Raw genomic sequence first — 18,558 nt, 5'->3', positions numbered from 1 at the left:
TCAGATCAATTCGAGCTTCGACGTCAGGTACGTGAGCTGGATCCGGTTCGCGACGCCGAAGCGCTTGCGCAGCTTGCGCAGGTGATAGTCGACGTTGTGCGCGCTGGTGTCGAGGCGCCGGCCGATCTCCTTGTCGGATGCGCCTTCGGCGATGCCGATCAGCAGTTCCTGCTCGAACGGCGTGAGCCCGTTCACCGCGCGCTCGCGCGAGGTCGAGATCAGCTGCGGCGACGCGAACTTGTGCACCGACAGCCCGATCGACAGCGCCTGCTCGATCGTCGCCGGCGTGATCCATTCGCGCGTGCGGCGCGGCGCGGTGAAGCTCATGAACGCATGCAGCCGCGTGCCGGGCACGGCCATCGAATACATGATGCCGCTGCACATCCCGTCGTCCTGCATCGTCTGCAGGAAGCCGTCGAGCGCGGCCGGCGTCGCGCGCGGGCCGGCGTCGCGCTCGCGGTGTTCGCGGCGCAACTGCTGCAGGTCCCACACGATCGGCATGTTGCACACGCGTGCGCCGAGCGTGCGCGGATCGACGTCGTGATGGTGGTGGCGCACGTAGTCGCCGCGATAGGTGGACGGCGTGAATGCTTCGTGCAGGTAGAGACTTTCGACCCGCTCGTGCGCGAATTCGAGCGCGAAGTACGCGAACGTCGAGAAACCCGTCAGGTGCAGCAGGCTTGCGACGATCCGGCTGCGCTCGGCCGTGCTCTGCGCGTGCGCGAGCGTATCGGCCACGCCGAGTTTCGGCGCGTGCGGCTGCGTGACGTCGCCGCGTTTCACGTCGTCGCACCAGACGACCTGCACGGGGCGCTCCCGCAGCGCGTCGGGGCACGCGCTCAGCCCGTGCGACGGGCGGGGAAAGGTTGAGGCGACCGCTTCTTCATGCAATGCAATGTCGGACATGTGCCATCCCTCGGAATCGACGCATCTCGCCTGACGGCGGCCGTATCGTGTACGGCCGTCGCGGCGGTGCGATCGAGCATCGGTGTGATATGCGCGGATCGTCATCCATGACGCAGCGCGGGGGCATTGTACAAAAACGCTTGTGTACGCGTAATATGCCGTAATACTAATGGCGGCGGAAGATTCCTATTCGCACGCAAATAACGAAGACCAGAAAATCCATCGAGACAAGACCAGATCGTGACGGGGCGCAGGTTCACATATTGGGAAAGGGCGGGCTCCTCATGACATACGCTGACGGCGCACCACGCGTCGAGTGGTTTTCGCAGGCCGATATCGCAACGGCCGCGGCTTATTCGAATGAATATCAGGCAATCGGGAACGACGTTTTTACCGGCGCGCAAATCGAATTCGGTAAAACCGACCCGGCTTTGGTCGATTTCGCGCAGTGCCATGCGCGCTTGCGGCAAATCGGTTTCAGTACGCTCGGTTACGGCGCTTTCGAAATGATCGGGCGGCGCATCCTGTGCGCGCACCTGCTTCGCGACCTCGCTCCCGCGACGTTCATGCAGCCGTTTTTCGAGGGCATGCTCTACGAGAGCGACCCGCGGTTCGCGCAGGTGCGGCAGAGCGGCTTTCCGGTCGCGTGGCAGCTCGACGAGATCGAGGCGGCCGCGCAGGGCAGCGGCGACCGCAAGATGCTGGCGCTCGCCGGCCATCTGCGTGCGCACGCGATGAACAGCGGCGTGCTGTTCGGCCTGTCGGCGCCGCGCCTCGACCTGCGTGTCGCGGTGAACGTGACGTCGGAGACGCACGGCACCGAATGGATCGACGATCGCGTGATCGGCGGCGCGCTGTCGGTCAGCCTCGCGGTGCATCGTGTCGCGCTGCCGTTCCTCGAGGCACGCATCGCGCGCATGCGCGGCTTCGCGCTCGGCGACGAGCAACTACAGGTGCTCGACCGCCTCGTGCACGGTCTGTCCGACCAGGAGATCGCGAGTGCGCTGCGTACGTCGCTGCACAAGGTCGGCCACCATATCCGCTCGCTCGAAAAACTCTTCAACGTGCAGAACCGCGCGCAGCTCGCCTACCTGGCGGCCCGCCGGCTGCCGTCCTGACGCCGCGCGTCCGCCGCGTTCGTCCCCGTTTTTTCCCCGTGACCGATGACCGTCGGGCCGGCCCGTGCGTGGCCGGCCCGACGGGCTGCTGCGGCCGCGCGCGCCGGCGCGCCGCGCACACGATGCTTGACAGTAGTTTTTTCGAGTGATTGGCGAGTTCACCTATGAATTATTGCTGATTTATTTCTTCGTAATATGGCCCGGTCGTCACGCCGGATGGCGGGCCGCGAGGTTGCGCCGTGCGTGACGGAACTGGTCAACAGGGGCAGACAAATCAATGTGCGGAATCGACGGCTTTTTGAATAGCGTCGCCTGCGATGAGGAGACAGCGCGCGGCACGCTCGCGCGCATGACGGCGAGCCTTGCGCATCGCGGGCCGGACGGGCAGGGGATCTGGGTCGACCCGGAGGCCGGCATCGCGCTCGGCCACCGACGGCTCGCGATCGTCGACCTGTCGGTACATGGCCGACAGCCGATGGCATCCGCGTGCGGTCGCTACGTCATGGTCTTCAACGGCGAAATCTACAACCATCGCGAACTGCGCGCGGAGCTCGAGCGCGCGGGGCGCGCACCGGCGTGGCGCGGCCACTCCGACAGCGAGGTGCTGATCGCGGCGATCGTCGCGTGGGGTGTCGACGCGACGCTGCGGCGCGCGACCGGCATGTTTGCGTTCGCGCTGTGGAATCGGGCATCGCGGGTGCTGACGCTCGCGCGCGACCGGATCGGCGAAAAACCGCTCTACTACGGCCGGATCGGCGACGCGCTCGTGTTCGCGTCCGAACTGAAGGCGCTGCGCGGCTATCCGGGCTTCGACGGCGCGATCGATCGCGATGCGCTGTGCCTGTACCTGCGCCAGTCGAGCGTGCCCGCGCCGCATACGATCTATCGCGGCATCCACAAGCTGCCGCCCGGCACGTATATCCAGTTCGAGCATGCGCGCGACACGCCGCGCCTGCGTGCGTACTGGACGCTCGAACAGGTGATCGAGGACGGTCGCGCGGAGCCGTTCGAGGGCAGTGCCGACGACGCGGTGGGCCAGCTCGACGTGGTCCTGCGCCAGGCCGTCGCGCGGCAGATGGAAGCCGACGTGCCGCTCGGCGCGTTCCTGTCCGGCGGCGTCGATTCGTCGACGATCGTCGCGCTGATGCAGGCGCAATCGTCGACACCGGTCGATACGTTCACGATCGGCTTCCACGAGGCCGGCTACGACGAGGCCGGTTATGCGAAGGCCGTCGCGCGCCATCTCGGCACGCGCCATACCGAGCTCTACGTCACGGCCGACCACGCGCTCGGCGTCGTGCCGAAGCTGCCGTCGATCTACGACGAGCCATTTTCCGATGCATCGCAGATCCCGACCTTTCTCGTGTCGGAGCTGACGCGTCGGCACGTGAAGGTGAGCCTGTCCGGCGACGGCGGCGACGAGCTGTTCGGCGGCTACACGCGCTACTTCCTGACGCCGCGCCTGTGGCGCAAGCTGCATCGCGTGCCGGGCGCCGTGCGCGCGCGGATCGCCGCCGCGCTGCATGCGTTGCGGCCCGATCACGCGGATCAGCTTGCGGCCGTCGCGCAGGGGGCGTGGGGCGGCGTGGATGCACGCGAATCGGCGGCGCGCATCGGCGATCGCCTGCACAAGCTCGGCCATGTGATGACCGCCGAGAGCCGCATCGGGTTGTACCGGCTGCTGATGTCGTCGGTGCATCATCCCGAGCGCCTCGCGCTGTCGGGGCAGGAGCCGGCGACGCCGCTCGACACCGTATCCGCATGGCCCGCGCACCTGAGCTTCGCCGAGCAGGCGATGGCGATCGACACGCTCACGTACCTGCCGACCGACATCCTCGCGAAAGTCGATCGCGCGGCGATGGCGGTGAGCCTCGAAACGCGCATGCCGTTCCTCGACCATCACGTCGTCGAATTCGCGTGGCGCGTGCCGGCGCACGTGCGCTTGCCGGAAGGGCAATCGAAGGCGCTGCTGCGCCGGCTGCTCGACCGCTACGTGCCGTCCGCGCTGATCGACCGGCCGAAGCAGGGTTTCTGCGCGCCCGTCGATCACTGGCTGCGCGGCGCGCTGCGCGACTGGGCCGAGGCGCTGCTGCGGCCGTCGCGGTTGCGCGAGGAAGGCTATTTCGATGCGGACGCGGTCGAACGTCTGTGGCGGCAGCACGTGACCGGCCGGATGAACTGGCAGCACCAGCTGTGGACGGTGCTGATGTTCCAGGCGTGGCTGGAGGCGCAGCGCGCCGCATGAGGCGGCGCGCTGCGCGTCGTTACTGATCGAGGCAGCGCATGCAGCGCCGCTTCGCGTCGTTCGAGTGCAGGCCGCGACACATCGTCATCACGGGCCGCGCATGGCACGAAGGCGGATCGGCGGAAGCCGCCGGCGAAGCTTGGCGGCGCGCGCGATCGGGCGGCGTGGTCGCAGCGGCATCCATCCGTCGCTGGCGCGCGGGCGGCGTGTCGCGACCGGCGCTGCCGTCATCCGGGTCGCCCGGCGTCATCGACGCGACGTGAAGCGTGGTGTCGTTTGCCGCGTGCGCAACGGGCGGCGCGGTGCACACGAGTGCGACCAGCGCGGCCAACGCGCAATGGCAGGCGACGGCAGTTCGCGAATCGCGCATCTTCATGATCGTTCCGTTCGTTCCGGGCCGGCGGCGCGGAGGGCGCGCAGCTACCGGGTCGATTGTAGGGACGGCGATGGTCGTGTGTCACGCCGGATTCCGTAGTCGCGGGCATCGGCGGCGGCCCGAGTGGACGCGACGACGCGGACGAAGCGTGATGTCGTGCGGCCGCCGGCACCCAAAAGCGACCGCCGCCCGGAGGCGGCGGTCGGGTCGCGACTGGCTGGCGGGCCGGGCGGCGTGCGGGCCGCGCCCGACGGGCGTGCCGCGAAGCGCTGCGGATCGGCGCAGCGCGGTTGGGGGGGAGCTCGCAGGCGAGCCGCATGCATGCGGCTCGCGGGTAAATCGTCAGGCGTAGTCGGCGGCCATCACCGCTTGCGGTGCCGCGCGCAGGATCGGCGCGGCTTCGTGGCGCTCGACGTGCGTCATCGCCGCACCGAACAGCACCAGGCGATAGCCGACCGCATAGATCGGAATGATCCGCAGGTTCTTGTCGTGATCGAGTTGCAGCTTCGAGCGGATACGCGAGATATGGGTGTCGAGCGTGCGCGACGACACACCGAGTTCACGGCCCCACACGGCTTCCTGGATTGCCTGCCGCGGCACGATCTTGTTCATGTTGTCGAGCAGGAATTCGACGACGTCGAATTCACGCGGCGTGACGTCGACGATCTTGTTGTCGATTTCGATCGTGCGGCGCACGAAGTTGATTTTTATGTTGTCGATGTACAGGTATTTGCAATCCATGGTGGCCCTCGCATGTCCATAAAGGAGTGTTTGCGGGTCCTGTGCTGCAACTTCCGGGCCAGGGAAGGGATCGTCACGTCACGACAGGGGGCGGCACCCGAGCGGACGGCGCTGTAGCCTTGAATTTAAAAGAATTTTCAAGGAGTGGCGTGCCGCGGGTAGGGAAAGGGTCCGAGCAAAGGTGAAGGATTGTTACGTAGCATCGGCGGCTGACGTTACGGGCGTTACGTCTGACGTAACGCGGGGGGAGCCGCAGGGGCAACATGCGCGTGATCCGGATCGGCGGCAGGGGATGGGAACACGACATCGAACCCTACATGGTTCGATGGGAAATCCATATAAATCAGTGACATAAGTGGCCACACTTGCCGACATCGAACCCTACATGAAACCCTGCACGGAAGCATGACGACCGTCGCCACCTTTGAGCCGTTGTTTCCCGAAGATCGCGGACACGATCCGCTGCTCGAGCAGGCCGCCGAACTCGTCGATTCGTCGCAGCGGTTGCTTGCCGTACGCGATACCCCGCTGGCGACTGCACTCTGCTGACTTCGCCTTCGCATCGCGGTGAACTTTCGTTCGGATTGCCGCTGAGCAGCCGCCGGTTTCTGTTTCCGAGGCTTTGGCCGGAAGTCGAGCAGGAGTAAGAGGGCCGACGGGCCGCGCGAGGTCGGGCGGCGTCGGCTCGAACCAGCACGACATTCCCGCGATGCCTTGAAAACTCCGGCCGCAGGGCGTCTCCGCCCCGCGGCCGGCGTGTCGCCCCGCCGTCAAGCCTTCGCGCTATCCGCCGAATCGAACGGCAGCACGTAATGCCGCTTGCCCGTTGCCGCGAAGATCGCGTTCGCGACCGCGGGCCCGACCGGCGCGACGCCCGGCTCACCGACCCCGGTTGGCGCTTCGGCCGACGGCACGATATGCACCTCGACCTTCGGCATCTCCGCGATGCGCAGCACGTGGTAGCCGTCGAAGTTGCGCTGTTCGACCTGGCCGTCCTTCAGCGTGATCGCGCTGTGCATCACCGCGCCGAGCCCGAAGCCGATGCCGCCCTCCATCTGCGCGGCGACGATGTCGGGATTGATCGCGATCCCGCAATCGACCGCGCACACCACGCGCTCGACCTTCACCTTGCCGTCCGCGTCGACCGACACCTCGGCCACCTGCGCGACATAGCTCTTGAACGCCTCGGCGACGGCGATCCCGCGCCCGCGGCCCTTCGGCAGCGGCTTGGCCGGATCCCAGCCGGCCTTCTGCGCGGCCAGGTCCAGCACCGCGCGCATGCGCGGCTCCTTCGCGAGCAGGTCGCGGCGGAATGCGTACGGATCCTTGCCCGCCGTGTGCGCGGCTTCGTCGATGAACGCCTCGACGGCATACGCGGTGTGCGAGCTGCCGACCACGCGCCACCACAGCACGGGCAGGCCCACCTTGGTGGTGGTGAGTTCGACCGACACGTTCGGCACCGCGTACGGCAGGTTCGCCGCGCCCTCGACCGAGGTGGCGTCGATGCCGTTCTTGACCATGAACGCTTCGAACGGCGTGCCGGCGAGAATCGACTGGCCGACGATCCGGTGGCGCCAGCCGACCAGCTTGCCGTCCGCGGTCAGCCCCGCGTCGAGCTTGTGGAAGTACATCGGCCGGTAGAAGCCGCCCTGGATGTCGTCCTCGCGCGTCCATTGCAGCTTGACGGGCTTGCCGTCAGCGCCGAGCGCCTTCGCGATCGACACGGCCTCGACCACGTAGTCGGACCACGCGTTCGCGCGCCGGCCGAAGCTGCCGCCCGCGTACAGCGTGTGGATCTGCACCTGTTCGGGCTTCAGGCCGGCCGTCCTGGCCGCGTTGGCCTGGTCGACCGTCTGGAACTGGTCGCCGGCCCAGATTTCGCAGCTGTCCGCCGTCAGCTTGACGACCGCGTCGAGCGGCTCCATCGGCGCGTGCGCGAGATACGGGAATTCGTACGTCGCGCCGATCTTGCGCGCGGCGCCCGCGATCGCCGCATCGGCGTCGCCGTCCTTGCGGGCCGACGTGCCCGGCTTGTCGGCGAGCTGCCGGTATTCGCGCATGATCTCGTCCGAGCTGCGCTTTTCGGCGTGCGCTTCGTCCCATTCGACCTTCAGCGCGTCGCGACCCTGTTTCGCGGCCCAGAAGCCGGTTCCGACGACCGCGACGCCGCCCGGCACCTGCACGACCGACACGACACCCGGCACGGCCTTGGCGGCCGTCGCGTCGAACGATTTCACCGTGGCGCCGAAGCGCGGCGGGCGCTGCAGCAGCGCGACCCGCATGCCAGGGAAGGTCGTGTCGAGCGTGAAATGCGCAGTGCCGTTCGATTTCGGCGACGCGTCCACGCGCGGAATCCGCTTGCCGATCAGCTTGAAATCGGCCGGCTGTTTCAGCGCGACCTTGTCCGGCACCGGCAGCTTCGACGCATCGGCGACGAGCGTGCCGTACGCGGCCTTCTTGCCGCTCTTCGCGTGCGTGACGACGCCGTTGGCGGTCGTCAGCTCGCCGGCCGGAACCTTCCAGCGGGCCGCCGCGGCCGACACCAGCATCGCGCGGGCCTTGCCGCCCGCTTCACGCAGTTGCTGCCACGAGTTCGCCATCGCCGAGCTGCCGCCCGTGCCCTGCATCGTGCCGAACGCGAGGTTCGCGTAGCGTTTCGCATCGGCCGGCGCGCTTTCGACGCGCACGGTCGACCAGTCGGCGTCGAGCTCCTCGGCGACGATCGTCGCGATGCCCGTATACGCACCCTGGCCCATTTCGACGTGCTTCGCGATGACCGTGACGGCGCCGTCGGGCGTGATGCGCAGGAACGCATTCGGCGCGAAGTCCGCGGCGGGCGCGGTCGCGGCCAGCGCGCGGCGGCCGAGGCCGGCCCATTCGAAGCCGATGGTCAGGCTGACGGCGGCCGCGGCACCCGCGGCCTTCAGGAACGTGCGGCGCGACGGACGCACCGACCCGGTGTTGTCGAGTTCGATCGTCATGGTCAGGCTCCCAGCGTCGCGGCCGCGTCGTGGATCGCCGCCCGGATGCGGGCGTAGGTCGCACAGCGGCACAGGTTGCCGTTCATCGCGGCGTCGATGTCCGCGTCGGTCGGCTTCGGGTTCTGTTCGAGCAGCGCGGTGGCCGACATGATCTGGCCGGACTGGCAGTAGCCGCACTGCGGCACCTGCAGCTTGACCCAGGCGGCCTGCACGGCCTGCGCGGGCTTGCTCTGCAGTCCTTCGATCGTCGTGATGTGCTTGCCCGCGATGCCGGCGAGCGGCAGCACGCACGAGCGGACGGCCTGGCCTTCGAGATGCACGGTGCACGCGCCGCACTGCGCCATGCCGCAGCCGAACTTCGTGCCGGTCAGTCCCGCGTGTTCGCGAATCGCCCAGAGGACGGGCATCGACGGATCGGCGTCGAGCGTGACGTTCTTGCCGTTCAGGACAAAGGAGGTAGGCATTTTGATTGTCTCCGTGGGGAAAACCCGGCATGCGCCCGGTTAGCGGGCAGTGTGCGCGAGGCACCGGCTTTTGCGTCTACCCAATCCTGCAAATTTATTGAACAATCCTGCAAATCCCCGGCAGGCTCCGGGCGGTTTCGCTATGCTCCCGCGACATGAGGAAATCTATCGAGGAAGTGTCATGGACATGACCGATATCGTGACGTCGCGCGAATCCGGGCGGCGCGAGCTGGCGACGCTGATCGGCCGTTTCGCGCCGGCGGACGGCTCGCATTCGACGGCCGTGCCGGGCCTGATGCTGCACCGGCACTCGCGGCCGGTCGATCTCGGCTGCGGCGTGTCGCGGGCCGCGCTCGTGATCGCCGCGCAGGGCGCGAAGCGCGTGATCGTCGCCGGCCAGGCCTACGAGTACGACACGCAGAATTGCCTGATTACATCGATCGACTTGCCGATCCTGTCGCGCGTGACGCACGCGTCGCCGGAAGCGCCTTACCTGTGCCTGTCGCTGACGCTCGATCCGCAGCGCATCGTCGAGCTCGCGGCCGAGATGCGGCTGCCCGAACCCGACGCGGGCCCCGAAGGCGAGGGGATCGCGCTCGCCGAGCTCACGCCGCCGCTGCTCGATGCCGCGCTGCGCCTGACGCGGCTGCTCGATACGCCGGCCGACATTCCGGTCGTCGCGCCGTTGATCGAAAAGGAACTGCTGTACCGGCTGATGACGAGCGGGCAGGGCACGCGGCTGCGGCACATGGCGATCGCGGGCAGCCAGACGCACCGGATCGCGCGCGCGATCGAATGGCTCCGCGATCACTTCGCGGAGCCGATGCGCGTCGAGTCGCTCGCGCAGGCAGTCAACATGAGCGTGTCGTCGCTGCACCACCATTTCAAGCACGTGACGACGCTGAGCCCGCTGCAGTACCAGAAGCAGCTGCGGCTGCACGAGGCGCGGCGGCTGTTGCTGCGGCAGGGCGGCGATGTCGGGTCGGTGGCGGCCGTCGTCGGCTACGAAAGCGCGTCGCAGTTCAGCCGCGAATACAGCCGGCTGTTCGGCGCGCCGCCGATGCGCGACGTCGTGCAGCTGCGGAAGAAGGAACTGCTCGGCTGACGGCCGGCAGCCGGCGCGCGGCCGGTCGCCGGTCATTTCATCGGGCGACCACCGTCGTCTGCAGGAACGTCGGCGCGATCCGCCAGTCCGGCACGTAATGCGCCGGCCACGCGCCCGGCGTATCGACCGCGTTGAAATACACGACCGCCTTCAGCAGCGGATAGCGCCACAGCGACCGCTGGAGTTCGTCGAGCGCCTCGCGCTTGCGCGAACCGGACCCGTCGACGCCGAGCTCCGTGATCATCACCGGCAGCCCGTAATCGGTCACCCGCTCGTATTTGGTCCGCAGGATGCTCGCGGCGGACGCATGGCCGCCGGCCGGCCAGATCGCGCAGCGCGGGCAGTCGAACACGGACAGGCCGACGGCGTCCACATAACCGCGGCCCGGAAAATAGTCGTCGAGGTTGCGGTTGCCGGCCGGCGACCACACGTAGCGGAGCTGGTCGGTCATCGTGCGGCACGTGGTCACGACGCGCCGGTACGCCTCCACGTAGGCCGGCGCATCGCCGATGGCCCATGGATAGCGCCCGGTGTCGGCCTCCATCTCGTGGCCCCAGCGCACGAACACGGGGCCCTTCAACGCGGCGAGCGCCGAGCAGGTGGCCGCGATCCGCATGTCGTAGCGCCCGAGCGCGATATCCGCGAGCAGTGCGCCTGGGCGCGTGTCGCCCGCCGCCCAGGGCTCGACGGTCAGCATCAGCGAGCGGTTCCGTGCCTGCGCGTTCCGGTAGGCTGCGTCGATTTCCGCGCGGATGTCGGGCGCGTTCCACGACACGAACACATGGTCGAACGCGAGATCCCGGTTGGCCGCGAGCGTGTTGTCGGGATCGTATGCGCCGAGTTCGGGCTGCTTCACCGGTTCGCCCGGCGCGGGCGCGACCACGGCCGGCAGGCCCGAACGCCACATCATCGCCTGCCAGCCTTTCGGCGCGCGCAGCCCGATGCCCGCGAGCAGCATCGCGAGCGCGAACACGAACAGCGCGTTGCGCACGGGCAGGCGGCTGAAGAACATCTGCCGGAACGCCGACCATTCGAGCCCTTGCTCCCTGCCGTGATTCACCGCGACGACGGCCGCGATCACGAGATACAGGATGCTCGTCAGCGTCGAGAACAGATAGAAGCCCGCGGCATTGCGCGGGTTCTCGACCGTGACGACGGGCAGGCTGCAGAACAGCGAGATCAGCAGGTACGGCGCGACCACGCGCAGCGGCGCGTCCTGTTCGATCGTGCCGCCCTTCGGCGTGACCTTGAACGGAAATTCCTTGCCGCGCACGAAGTCGAACACCGCCGACGCGCAGCCGAGCACGACCCAGGGCCAGCGCGCGAACACGAACGACAGCCCTTCCCACGACAGCAGCTTCGTATTCAGCGGGCGGCACGACTGGGTCGAATGCGTGGCCCACGTCACGACGCACAGGAGCAGCACGGCCAGCGGCAGCGCGTAGGTGAGGTACGTGAGGTAGTCGACGTGCGCCCACACGCGGCCGGTGAGCAGCGCGACGACCGGAATCACGACGCTGCCGGCCATCGCGAGCGCGCACAGCGGGTACCACAGCTGGCAGAACAGGAACTGCGCCTTCAGCTTCAGCGGCAGCCCCATGAAATAGTGGCGCGTGTAGCGCAGCATGATGATCATCACGCTCTTGGACCACTGGAACTCCTGCGTGGCGAGGTCGCCGAACGTGCGCGGCCCTTCGCCGTTCGCGATCGCGTTCAGCGCGTGCATGCCGCGCCAGCCCTTCGAATTGAAGATCATCGTGGTCGAGTGATCCTCGGCGAGCTCGGGCCCGAGCCCGCCGATCTCGCGCAGCGCACGGCAGCGCACCGCATAGTGCGAGCCGATGCACAGCGGCGCGAGGCCGCCCGCATAACCGGCCTGCATCGTGCCGTGCAGCGGCCCCTCGACGTTCACGCGCCCGCGTGCGCTCCAGCTCCCGGCCGCGTTGCTGTCGCAGATGCTCGGTGCCGACACGTAGCCGACTTTCGGATCGACGAACGGCCGCAGCATCTCCTCGAGATAGGTGCGGGTCGGCACGTGGTCGGCGTCGAGCTGCGACACGAAATCGTAGTTGTCGTAGCCGACCATGTCGTAGAAGTACGCGAGATTGCCTTCCTTGCATTTGGTGCGGCGCGGCCAGCTCGCGCGGTGGTACGCGGCGATGCCGCGCCGCGTCGACACGAATACGCCGTGCTCGCGGCACCAGTCGAGCGTCTCGGGCGACGGGTCTTCATCGGCGAGCCACGTATCGTGCGGGTAGGTCTGGTCGAGCATCGCGAGCAGCGTCGTGCGGACGATGTCGAACGGCTCCGACGGCGCCTTGGTGACGACCATCGCGACGCGCCAGTCGCGCGGCACCGGCAGCGCGGGGTTCGGCACGACCGCCGAGCGGATGATGAAAATGAAGTAGCCCGGAATGAAGGTGGTCCAGAACAGCACGAAGCAGTTGACGCCGAAGCGGAACGCGTCGACGTAGTGCTCGTCGCGCAGCCACCAGCGCCAGAAGATGCCCAGCGCGACGAACCAGCACAGCGCGAGGATGTGGAAGACGATCCTGGTCCCGCTGTCCATCAACGGGACGACGAGCGGGACGTCTGCCTGCTGCGAGTCGGTGCGAACGGCTTCGGTGTCGGGTTCGGCGGTATCGGCGGTATCCGGCACGGAGCCGCCCGCAAGCGACGCAACCAGCTTCTTCATGGTGCTCTCCCGTCAAGGTCAGATCATCAGTCTTGAAGCAGGCCGCGTTGCGGCCGGGTGTCCTCGCTGGCGTGCTGTTGTTCCGGTGCCGGGGCCGCCGGCGTGCGCTCGCCGCACGAGCGGCCCACGCGTTCATAGCGGCGAAAGCCGCTGTCGACGGCCAGCCGTTCGCTGAACAGGTTGCGCATGTCGAGCATCACGGGGTCGGCCATGTGATCCGCGAGGTCGGCGAGATCGAGTGCCTCGAACGCCTTCCATTCGGTCATCACGACGACGGCGTCCGCGCTGCGCACCGCGTCGATCGCGGAGCCCTCCATGAACACCTGCGGCAGCAGCCGCGACGCTTCGTGCGGACGCGCCGGGTCGTACGCGCGGATATGCGCGCCCGCGCCGACGAGCAACTGGATCACGTCGATGCTCGGGCTTTCGCGCACGTCGTCGGTCTGGCCTTTGAACGTGAGGCCGAGCACCGCGATGCGCTTGTCCTTGATCGAGCCGCCGCAGGCCTTCTCGATGCGGCGCAGGATCTGCTCCTTGCGCAGCGCGTTCGATTCGATCGCCGCGCTGACGATGCGCAGCGGCACCGCGTGTTCGGAGGCCGTCGCCTTCAGCGCGCGCGTGTCCTTCGGAAAGCACGAGCCGCCCCAGCCGGGGCCGGCCTTCAGGAACGATGCGCCGATGCGGCGGTCGAGGCCCATTCCGTTCGCGACCAGTTCGACATCGGCGCCGACCGCTTCGCACAGGTCCGAGATCTCGTTGATGTAGCTGATCTTCACCGCGAGGAACGCATTCGCCGCGTATTTCACGAGTTCGGCCGTTTCGATCTCGGTCGCGAGCACGAGGTGGCCCGTCGCTTCGAGCGGCGCATAGATGGCCTTCATGATCTCGATCGCGCGCGGATGCTCGGCGCCGAACACGACGCGGTCCGGATGCATGAAATCGTCGATCGCCGAGCCTTCGCGCAGGAATTCCGGATTCGATGCGATCGCCGAGTCGACGCCTGCCGGCGCGTGGCGTTCGACGATCTGCTTGACGACCCGGTTGGTGCCGACCGGCACCGTCGACTTCGTGACGACGACTGCGAAACCGGTCAGGTTCGACGCGATTTCGCGCGCGGCTGCCTCGACGTACTGCAGGTCTGCCTGGTCGGTGCCCGGCAGCGTCGGCGTGCCGACCGCGATGAATACCGCATCGCGATCGCGCACGCTCGCCGCGAGGTCGCTGCTGAAGCGCAGCGTGCCGCGTTCGACGTTGCGTGCGACGAGTGCGTCGAGGCCCGGTTCGTAGATCGGCATGAGGCCTTCGTTCAGCGCGTCGATCTTGCCGCGATTGTTGTCGATGCAGACGACGTCATGCCCGAGATCCGCAAAGCACGCGCCGCTCACCAGCCCGACGTAACCCGTGCCGACGATGGCGATCCGCACATTCATGGTGATTCCCCTGGGTGGCGTTCAAGGAAACTTGCTCACTTGCCGGATTCGACTTGCAGTGCTTTCTGAAACCAGGCCGCGGCGTGTTCGACCATCGGTTCGATCGCGGTGAAACGCGGCCGCCAGCCGAGCACGAGCGCGGCTTTCGTGGCGTCGGCGTACAGCTCGGGCGGGTCGCCCGGGCGGCGCGCGGCCGTCACCGTCGGCACGCGGCGGCCCGTCACGGCTTCGACGGCGCGCAGTGCGTCGAGCACCGACGTCCCTTTGCCGGTGCCGAGATTCAATGCGACGCTGTGGCCGCCGCCGCACAGATAGGCGGTCGCCTGCAGGTGCGCGTCGGCGAGGTCGCTCACGTGCACGTAGTCGCGAATCGCCGAGCCGTCGGGCGTCGGGTAGTCGGTGCCCATCACCTGGAACGCGTCGCCCGTGCCGAGTGCCGCGCGGATAGCGAGCGGCAGCGCGTGCGTTTCCGGTTCGTGGCATTCGCCGATCATGCCGTCAGGGTCCGCGCCTGCCGCGTTGAAGTAGCGCAGCGCGACCCACCTGGTTCCGTACGCGCGCTCGAAATCGGCGGCCATCCGTTCCATCGCGTACTTGGTGAAGCCGTACGGATTGATCGGCCGCTGCGGCGTGCGTTCCGAGATCGGCAGCGCATCCGGAATGCCGTACGTCGCGCACGACGACGACATCACGATCCGTCCGACGCCGGCCGCGCGCATCGCGCTCAGCAGCGTGCAGGTGCCCGTGACGTTGACCGTGTAATAGCGCTCGGGCGCGAGCACCGATTCGCCGACGTAGGCGAGCGCGGCGAAATGGATCACGACGTCGGGCCGATGCACGGCGAATGCCTTCGACAGCGCGTCGCGATCGAGAATGTCGGCCGCGACGAGCGGCCCCCACCGAACGGCGTCGCGATGGCCGGTCGACAGATTGTCGTAGGCGACCGGCTCGTGTCCCGCGGCCGCGAGCGCCTTGCAGGTATGGCTGCCGATATAGCCCGCTCCGCCTGTCACGAGCACCTTCATGCCGTGGCCCCGGTCATGCGCAGCACCGGTTCGAGCCACAGTTCCCGGCTGAAATAGTCGACGGTCCGGCGCAGCCCTTCGTCGAGATCGATGGCCGGCCGCCAGCCGAGCTCGGCCGCCGCGATCGAGATGTCGGGCCTGCGCTGGTGCGGATCGTCGATCGGCAGCGGCCGGAACAGGATCTCCGATTTCGAGCCCGTCATCGCGAGCACTTTCTCCGCGAGTTCGAGCATCGTGAATTCGCCGGGGTTGCCGATGTTGACCGGCGTGCCGATGTTGCGCTCGGCACTCATCAGGCAGAAGAAGCCGTCGACGAGATCGGTCGCGAAGCAGAACGAGCGTGTCTGCATGCCGTCGCCGTAGATTTCGAGCGGTGCGCCGTTGAGCGCGCCGACGATGAAGTTCGACACGACGCGGCCGTCGCGCGGCGACATCCGCGGGCCGTAGGTGTTGAAGATGCGCGCGACGCGCACGTCGATGCCGTGCATGCGGTAGTAGTCGTAGCACAGCGCCTCGGCCGCGCGCTTGCCTTCGTCGTAGCACGCGCGCGGGCCGATCGTGTTCACGTTGCCGCGATAGGTTTCCGTCTGCGGATGCACGGCCGGGTCGCCGTAAATCTCGCTGGTCGACGCCTGGAACACGCGCGCGCCCGTCTTGCGCGCGAGCGCGAGGCAGTGGTGCATGCCGAGCACGTTCGTCATCATCGTGTGGACGGGATCGATCTGGTAGGTGGGCGGCGATGCCGCGCACGCGAGATTCCAGATCTCGTCCACCTGCAGTTGCGGCAGGCCGAGCGAGACGTCGCCCTTCACGAACTCGAAGCGGCCGGACGCCTTCAGATCGGCGACGTTGAGCTTGCGCCCCGTCAGCAGGCTGTCGATGCACGTGACGGATGCGCCTTCCATGACCAGGCGCTCGCATACATAGCTGCCGAGAAAGCCGGCGCCGCCCGTGACGAGGACACGCTGCCCGGCGCGCGTCTCGAGCGTGACCCTGTCATTCATGGCTTTCACCTTCGTCGTTCAGCTCGGGGAACCACACGTCGATCAGTTCGACGGCGGCGCGCACGCGTTCCATCCCGCTGCACGGGTGTCGCTTCGGCAAGCGCCGGTTCGCATGTGCGGATGTCGACGAAGCGCCGCGACAGGCGCTCCGGTTTCGCTGACTACCCCGTTGATGCTTGAACGACGCAAGCGTCGATCGATCGGTGGTGATCTTCATCGCCTTTTCCCCGATACGCTGATTGACGAGCAGGCCGCCGTTCGTGATCTTGTGCCACGGCGTGCCGCTCGGTGAGAGCCGGATATCAGGCAATCGGCATGCCATGAACGATGTCGACACGATGCGCACGGGCGCGGCGGCGAGATTGCAGCGTGATATGCGCGCTTCTGTTTCATGCGTGAATCGTGGGGCCAGAAAAGCAGGCAGGTCGATTGCCGGATCGATGCGATTCGATACGACGAAACACGAGATAAATCAGGCTTTTGCGGGATTCGATTCGTCAAGAAGGTGTTGAACGGGAATGTTTCATCAATGAGAAATGAGCGGATAAAGGACTAAAACGTTTCTCGAACGTGCAGCCCATCTGGAGATCGGGTGAATGAAAGGCTAGGGAATGAAAGTGAAAAAATGTTGTGTGGCGTCCGGGCGAGGCCGCGTGTTTTCATTTGTTTTAATTATTACGCCGGTACGAAAGTTTTAATTTTTACGGTTATTTCGACGCTTGAGTAGAGCGTGATCCTGTCGGTATTTTCACGAATGAATCAAATTCGTTTCGGTCATCCGGAGAAACGCGTGCCGACGGCATGCAGGAGGCTGATGTACCGGGCTCTCCGGGCATTGTGCCGGGCGAATCGATTCTCGTTTGTGATGGCACGGCAGGGGCCGTACGCGCGTCGACCGGTGGTTCGCAACCCGAAATGCCGGCTCCGCCGGCCCTGCGCGGCCATGCGCTTCTCAAGTTTGAAACACTCGTTCATCTGACCATCCGGCGCACGCCTGCGAGCCGGATTCGTCCGTCAAATCCGGCAGTTGCGTCGCGGCGCCCGACAAGCGCCGGAGGTGTCGAACCGCCATTACGATACATTCCTGAAACAAAAAATGTCGTTCCTGGCGATGCAGGCAGCCGTGGCGGCCGTTTGCCGTGTGCAATCTCCGGTGGAATAACGAGTGGCACGCTGCTTGCGGTACTGGACGCACCGGCGGGCGGTCGACACGAAGCAACGAACAGGTGGGGCGGCCAACTCGTCAATAAGCAGTCGGGGAAACGGCGATGAAGACCATAAGCTGTAGGTTGATCGGCGCGTACTTTGCGCATCAGTGGGGTAGTCGGAAAGGCCGGGGTGACGCTCGCGACGCTGTGCCAGCATCGCGGGTTGCGCTGTCCCGGTTTCTTGCCCGCCGCGCGCTTCGCGTGCTGGCGCGGTTGTCGCGCCGCACGGCAGTCGGGCGACAGCGATACTCACTTTCATTCGGTTCATCGGGATGGATCAGGCTGTTCGTGCCGGACAGCGTGATGCCGATTCGTCTTCGGCCGTGCGGGGCCGCTTCGATCGCGCCTGGCCCATGCCGGCGCCGGCCGGATTAGATCGAACGACCGTCGGCCGGATTATCCGGAAGACCTTTCGTCGACAGCTCAGGGAGACGACATGCCACCTGGCTGCAATGCAGGCCCGTTGTCGCCTGAATAAAAGGTGTATTTTCAACGTCGCTGCATTTTGCGGTGGTTAATGTATTCGCGAATTTTCGATTCCGGAATGGAGTGCCGCGTGCCGGCACGCCGACCGGCGGGGTATCGAATATCGCGGGCCGGAAATGTGTCTGCATCTTTCCGGCTTGTCAGGCCGATTGTGTTTTTTTAATAAATCCAATGTTCATAAAAATAATAGAAAACACCTACCAAAAAAATTTGGATAACCAAAAAACACGAGACTAAGCTTCGTCTGGCCAAATTCGCAAAAAACAGAAATTGAAAAGGAAGCATGATTTCTTAATTTGATAGTGATCCTTAATTTCGAGGATTGCTCAAGTCAGGAAGGTTGATGGCGTGCGATCTTCCTGACTCACTCCGTCCACGCCGTTTTGGAGTCGACCATGAAGAAGCTTCTGATTGCAGCAGCAGTTCTGGCGGTTTCGGGTGCAGCGTTCGCAGGTAGCGGCACGGTGTCGAGCAGCAGCTCGTCGAGCGGCGGTTCGACGATGGCAGGCGTTGCCGGCTTCGGCCATTTCACCGCGACCGATTCCGGCTCGGCACTCGGTGCAGCCGGCGCACTTGCCGGTGGCCCGGGCAGCGGTTCGGTCTCGTACACGAACCACACGCAATCGTCGTCGGTTAGCGGTTTCGGCTTCGGTGGCGCACAGGCAGGTGGCACCAGCGGCGCGAATGCCGGCTCGATCGGCTGGACGGTTCACCACTATTAAGCCGCGACGCGTAGCGTTCGTCATTGGCTGGCGGTACGGATGCCGGGTTCCG

General features: G+C 66.4%; 14 protein-coding genes and 1 pseudogene. 5 read left to right on the top strand and 10 right to left on the bottom strand.

Annotated features, from left to right (window positions below):
- A complete protein-coding gene (locus ACTJLD_RS22435; RefSeq protein WP_321879019.1) occupies positions 1–906 on the bottom strand; it encodes a helix-turn-helix transcriptional regulator in 906 nt (301 codons plus the stop codon).
- A 284-nt stretch (positions 907–1,190) separates the two neighbouring features.
- Here ACTJLD_RS22435 and ACTJLD_RS22430 point away from each other — a divergent pair, with 284 nt between their 5' ends.
- On the top strand, positions 1,191–2,024 hold the full coding sequence (locus ACTJLD_RS22430) for a helix-turn-helix transcriptional regulator (protein WP_059698639.1): 834 nt from the start codon (positions 1,191–1,193) through the stop codon (positions 2,022–2,024).
- A 277-nt stretch (positions 2,025–2,301) separates the two neighbouring features.
- Positions 2,302–4,269 (top strand): asparagine synthase (glutamine-hydrolyzing), encoded by a 1,968-nt coding sequence (asnB, locus tag ACTJLD_RS22425; protein ID WP_124671767.1) that lies wholly within the window; start codon positions 2,302–2,304, stop codon positions 4,267–4,269.
- 19 nt (positions 4,270–4,288) lie between these two features.
- Here the strand turns inward: asnB and ACTJLD_RS22420 are convergent.
- Positions 4,289–4,480: pseudogene (locus ACTJLD_RS22420) on the bottom strand (lytic transglycosylase); the annotation flags it as partial.
- 507 nt (positions 4,481–4,987) lie between these two features.
- Positions 4,988–5,386: a winged helix-turn-helix domain-containing protein gene (locus tag ACTJLD_RS22415; RefSeq protein WP_027789523.1), complete on the bottom strand. Its 399-nt coding sequence runs from the start codon at positions 5,384–5,386 to the stop codon at positions 4,988–4,990.
- A 405-nt stretch (positions 5,387–5,791) separates the two neighbouring features.
- Between ACTJLD_RS22415 and ACTJLD_RS22410 the strand changes: the two genes are divergently transcribed.
- Positions 5,792–5,935, top strand: a complete 144-nt coding sequence (locus ACTJLD_RS22410; RefSeq protein WP_230948742.1) for a hypothetical protein — start codon at positions 5,792–5,794, stop codon at positions 5,933–5,935.
- A 221-nt stretch (positions 5,936–6,156) separates the two neighbouring features.
- Here ACTJLD_RS22410 and ACTJLD_RS22405 read toward each other — a convergent pair whose 3' ends face one another.
- Together ACTJLD_RS22405 and ACTJLD_RS22400 are read right to left on the bottom strand one after the other, a co-directional pair.
- Positions 6,157–8,367, bottom strand: a complete 2,211-nt coding sequence (locus tag ACTJLD_RS22405) for a xanthine dehydrogenase family protein molybdopterin-binding subunit (RefSeq protein WP_119337948.1) — start codon at positions 8,365–8,367, stop codon at positions 6,157–6,159.
- Between the two features lie 2 nt (positions 8,368–8,369).
- Complete coding sequence (locus ACTJLD_RS22400) at positions 8,370–8,831, bottom strand: (2Fe-2S)-binding protein (RefSeq protein ID WP_021162969.1); 462 nt, start codon at positions 8,829–8,831, stop codon at positions 8,370–8,372.
- A gap of 181 nt (positions 8,832–9,012) precedes the next feature.
- On the opposite strand from ACTJLD_RS22400, the gene ACTJLD_RS22395 reads away from it, so the two are divergent.
- The gene (locus tag ACTJLD_RS22395; RefSeq protein ID WP_027789521.1) at positions 9,013–9,936 is read left to right on the top strand and encodes an AraC family transcriptional regulator; all 924 of its coding nucleotides are present in this window, start codon (positions 9,013–9,015) and stop codon (positions 9,934–9,936) included.
- 37 nt (positions 9,937–9,973) lie between these two features.
- Here ACTJLD_RS22395 and ACTJLD_RS22390 read toward each other — a convergent pair whose 3' ends face one another.
- From ACTJLD_RS22390 to ACTJLD_RS22370, 5 genes are read right to left on the bottom strand one after another with little or no spacing between them, the layout of a single operon-like run.
- Positions 9,974–12,631: a glycosyltransferase family 2 protein gene (locus ACTJLD_RS22390; protein ID WP_440659710.1), complete on the bottom strand. Its 2,658-nt coding sequence runs from the start codon at positions 12,629–12,631 to the stop codon at positions 9,974–9,976.
- 26 nt (positions 12,632–12,657) lie between these two features.
- The gene (locus ACTJLD_RS22385) at positions 12,658–14,061 is read right to left on the bottom strand and encodes a UDP-glucose dehydrogenase family protein (RefSeq protein WP_124533219.1); all 1,404 of its coding nucleotides are present in this window, start codon (positions 14,059–14,061) and stop codon (positions 12,658–12,660) included.
- 35 nt (positions 14,062–14,096) lie between these two features.
- Positions 14,097–15,086 carry a UDP-glucose 4-epimerase GalE gene (galE, locus tag ACTJLD_RS22380; RefSeq protein ID WP_060205076.1) on the bottom strand — a complete coding sequence of 330 codons (990 nt, stop codon included), beginning with the start codon at positions 15,084–15,086 and terminating at the stop codon, positions 14,097–14,099.
- Complete coding sequence (locus ACTJLD_RS22375; RefSeq protein ID WP_059698653.1) at positions 15,083–16,090, bottom strand: UDP-glucuronic acid decarboxylase family protein; 1,008 nt, start codon at positions 16,088–16,090, stop codon at positions 15,083–15,085. The genes galE and ACTJLD_RS22375 overlap by 4 nt, the downstream gene beginning before the upstream one ends.
- A complete protein-coding gene (locus tag ACTJLD_RS22370; protein WP_027789516.1) occupies positions 16,083–16,436 on the bottom strand; it encodes a hypothetical protein in 354 nt (117 codons plus the stop codon). The genes ACTJLD_RS22375 and ACTJLD_RS22370 overlap by 8 nt, the downstream gene beginning before the upstream one ends.
- 1,743 nt (positions 16,437–18,179) lie before the next feature.
- Between ACTJLD_RS22370 and ACTJLD_RS22365 the strand changes: the two genes are divergently transcribed.
- Positions 18,180–18,506, top strand: coding sequence for a hypothetical protein (locus tag ACTJLD_RS22365; RefSeq protein WP_027789515.1), 327 nt, complete (start codon positions 18,180–18,182; stop codon positions 18,504–18,506).
- Positions 18,507–18,558 lie beyond the last annotated feature (52 nt).

The sequence above is a fragment of the Burkholderia sp. 22088 genome (assembly GCF_052045915.1).
GTDB lineage: Bacteria > Pseudomonadota > Gammaproteobacteria > Burkholderiales > Burkholderiaceae > Burkholderia > Burkholderia cepacia.
This window is presented reverse-complemented; position numbering and strand designations above follow the sequence as displayed.

Bases quoted from the DNA above. Each gene is read 5' to 3' on its own strand.
- ACTJLD_RS22430 (WP_059698639.1), top strand. From the start codon at position 1,191: ATGACATACGCTGACGGCGCACCACGCGTCGAGTGGTTTTCGCAGGCC.
- ACTJLD_RS22405 (WP_119337948.1), bottom strand. From the start codon at position 8,367: ATGACGATCGAACTCGACAACACCGGGTCGGTGCGTCCGTCGCGCCGC.
- ACTJLD_RS22365 (WP_027789515.1), top strand. From the start codon at position 18,180: ATGAAGAAGCTTCTGATTGCAGCAGCAGTTCTGGCGGTTTCGGGTGCA.
- ACTJLD_RS22415 (WP_027789523.1), bottom strand. From the start codon at position 5,386: ATGGATTGCAAATACCTGTACATCGACAACATAAAAATCAACTTCGTG.
- ACTJLD_RS22410 (WP_230948742.1), top strand. From the start codon at position 5,792: ATGACGACCGTCGCCACCTTTGAGCCGTTGTTTCCCGAAGATCGCGGA.
- ACTJLD_RS22375 (WP_059698653.1), bottom strand. From the start codon at position 16,090: ATGAATGACAGGGTCACGCTCGAGACGCGCGCCGGGCAGCGTGTCCTC.
- asnB (WP_124671767.1), top strand. From the start codon at position 2,302: ATGTGCGGAATCGACGGCTTTTTGAATAGCGTCGCCTGCGATGAGGAG.
- ACTJLD_RS22435 (WP_321879019.1), bottom strand. From the start codon at position 906: ATGTCCGACATTGCATTGCATGAAGAAGCGGTCGCCTCAACCTTTCCC.
- galE (WP_060205076.1), bottom strand. From the start codon at position 15,086: ATGAAGGTGCTCGTGACAGGCGGAGCGGGCTATATCGGCAGCCATACC.
- ACTJLD_RS22400 (WP_021162969.1), bottom strand. From the start codon at position 8,831: ATGCCTACCTCCTTTGTCCTGAACGGCAAGAACGTCACGCTCGACGCC.
- ACTJLD_RS22390 (WP_440659710.1), bottom strand. From the start codon at position 12,631: ATGAAGAAGCTGGTTGCGTCGCTTGCGGGCGGCTCCGTGCCGGATACC.
- ACTJLD_RS22395 (WP_027789521.1), top strand. From the start codon at position 9,013: ATGGACATGACCGATATCGTGACGTCGCGCGAATCCGGGCGGCGCGAG.
- ACTJLD_RS22385 (WP_124533219.1), bottom strand. From the start codon at position 14,061: ATGAATGTGCGGATCGCCATCGTCGGCACGGGTTACGTCGGGCTGGTG.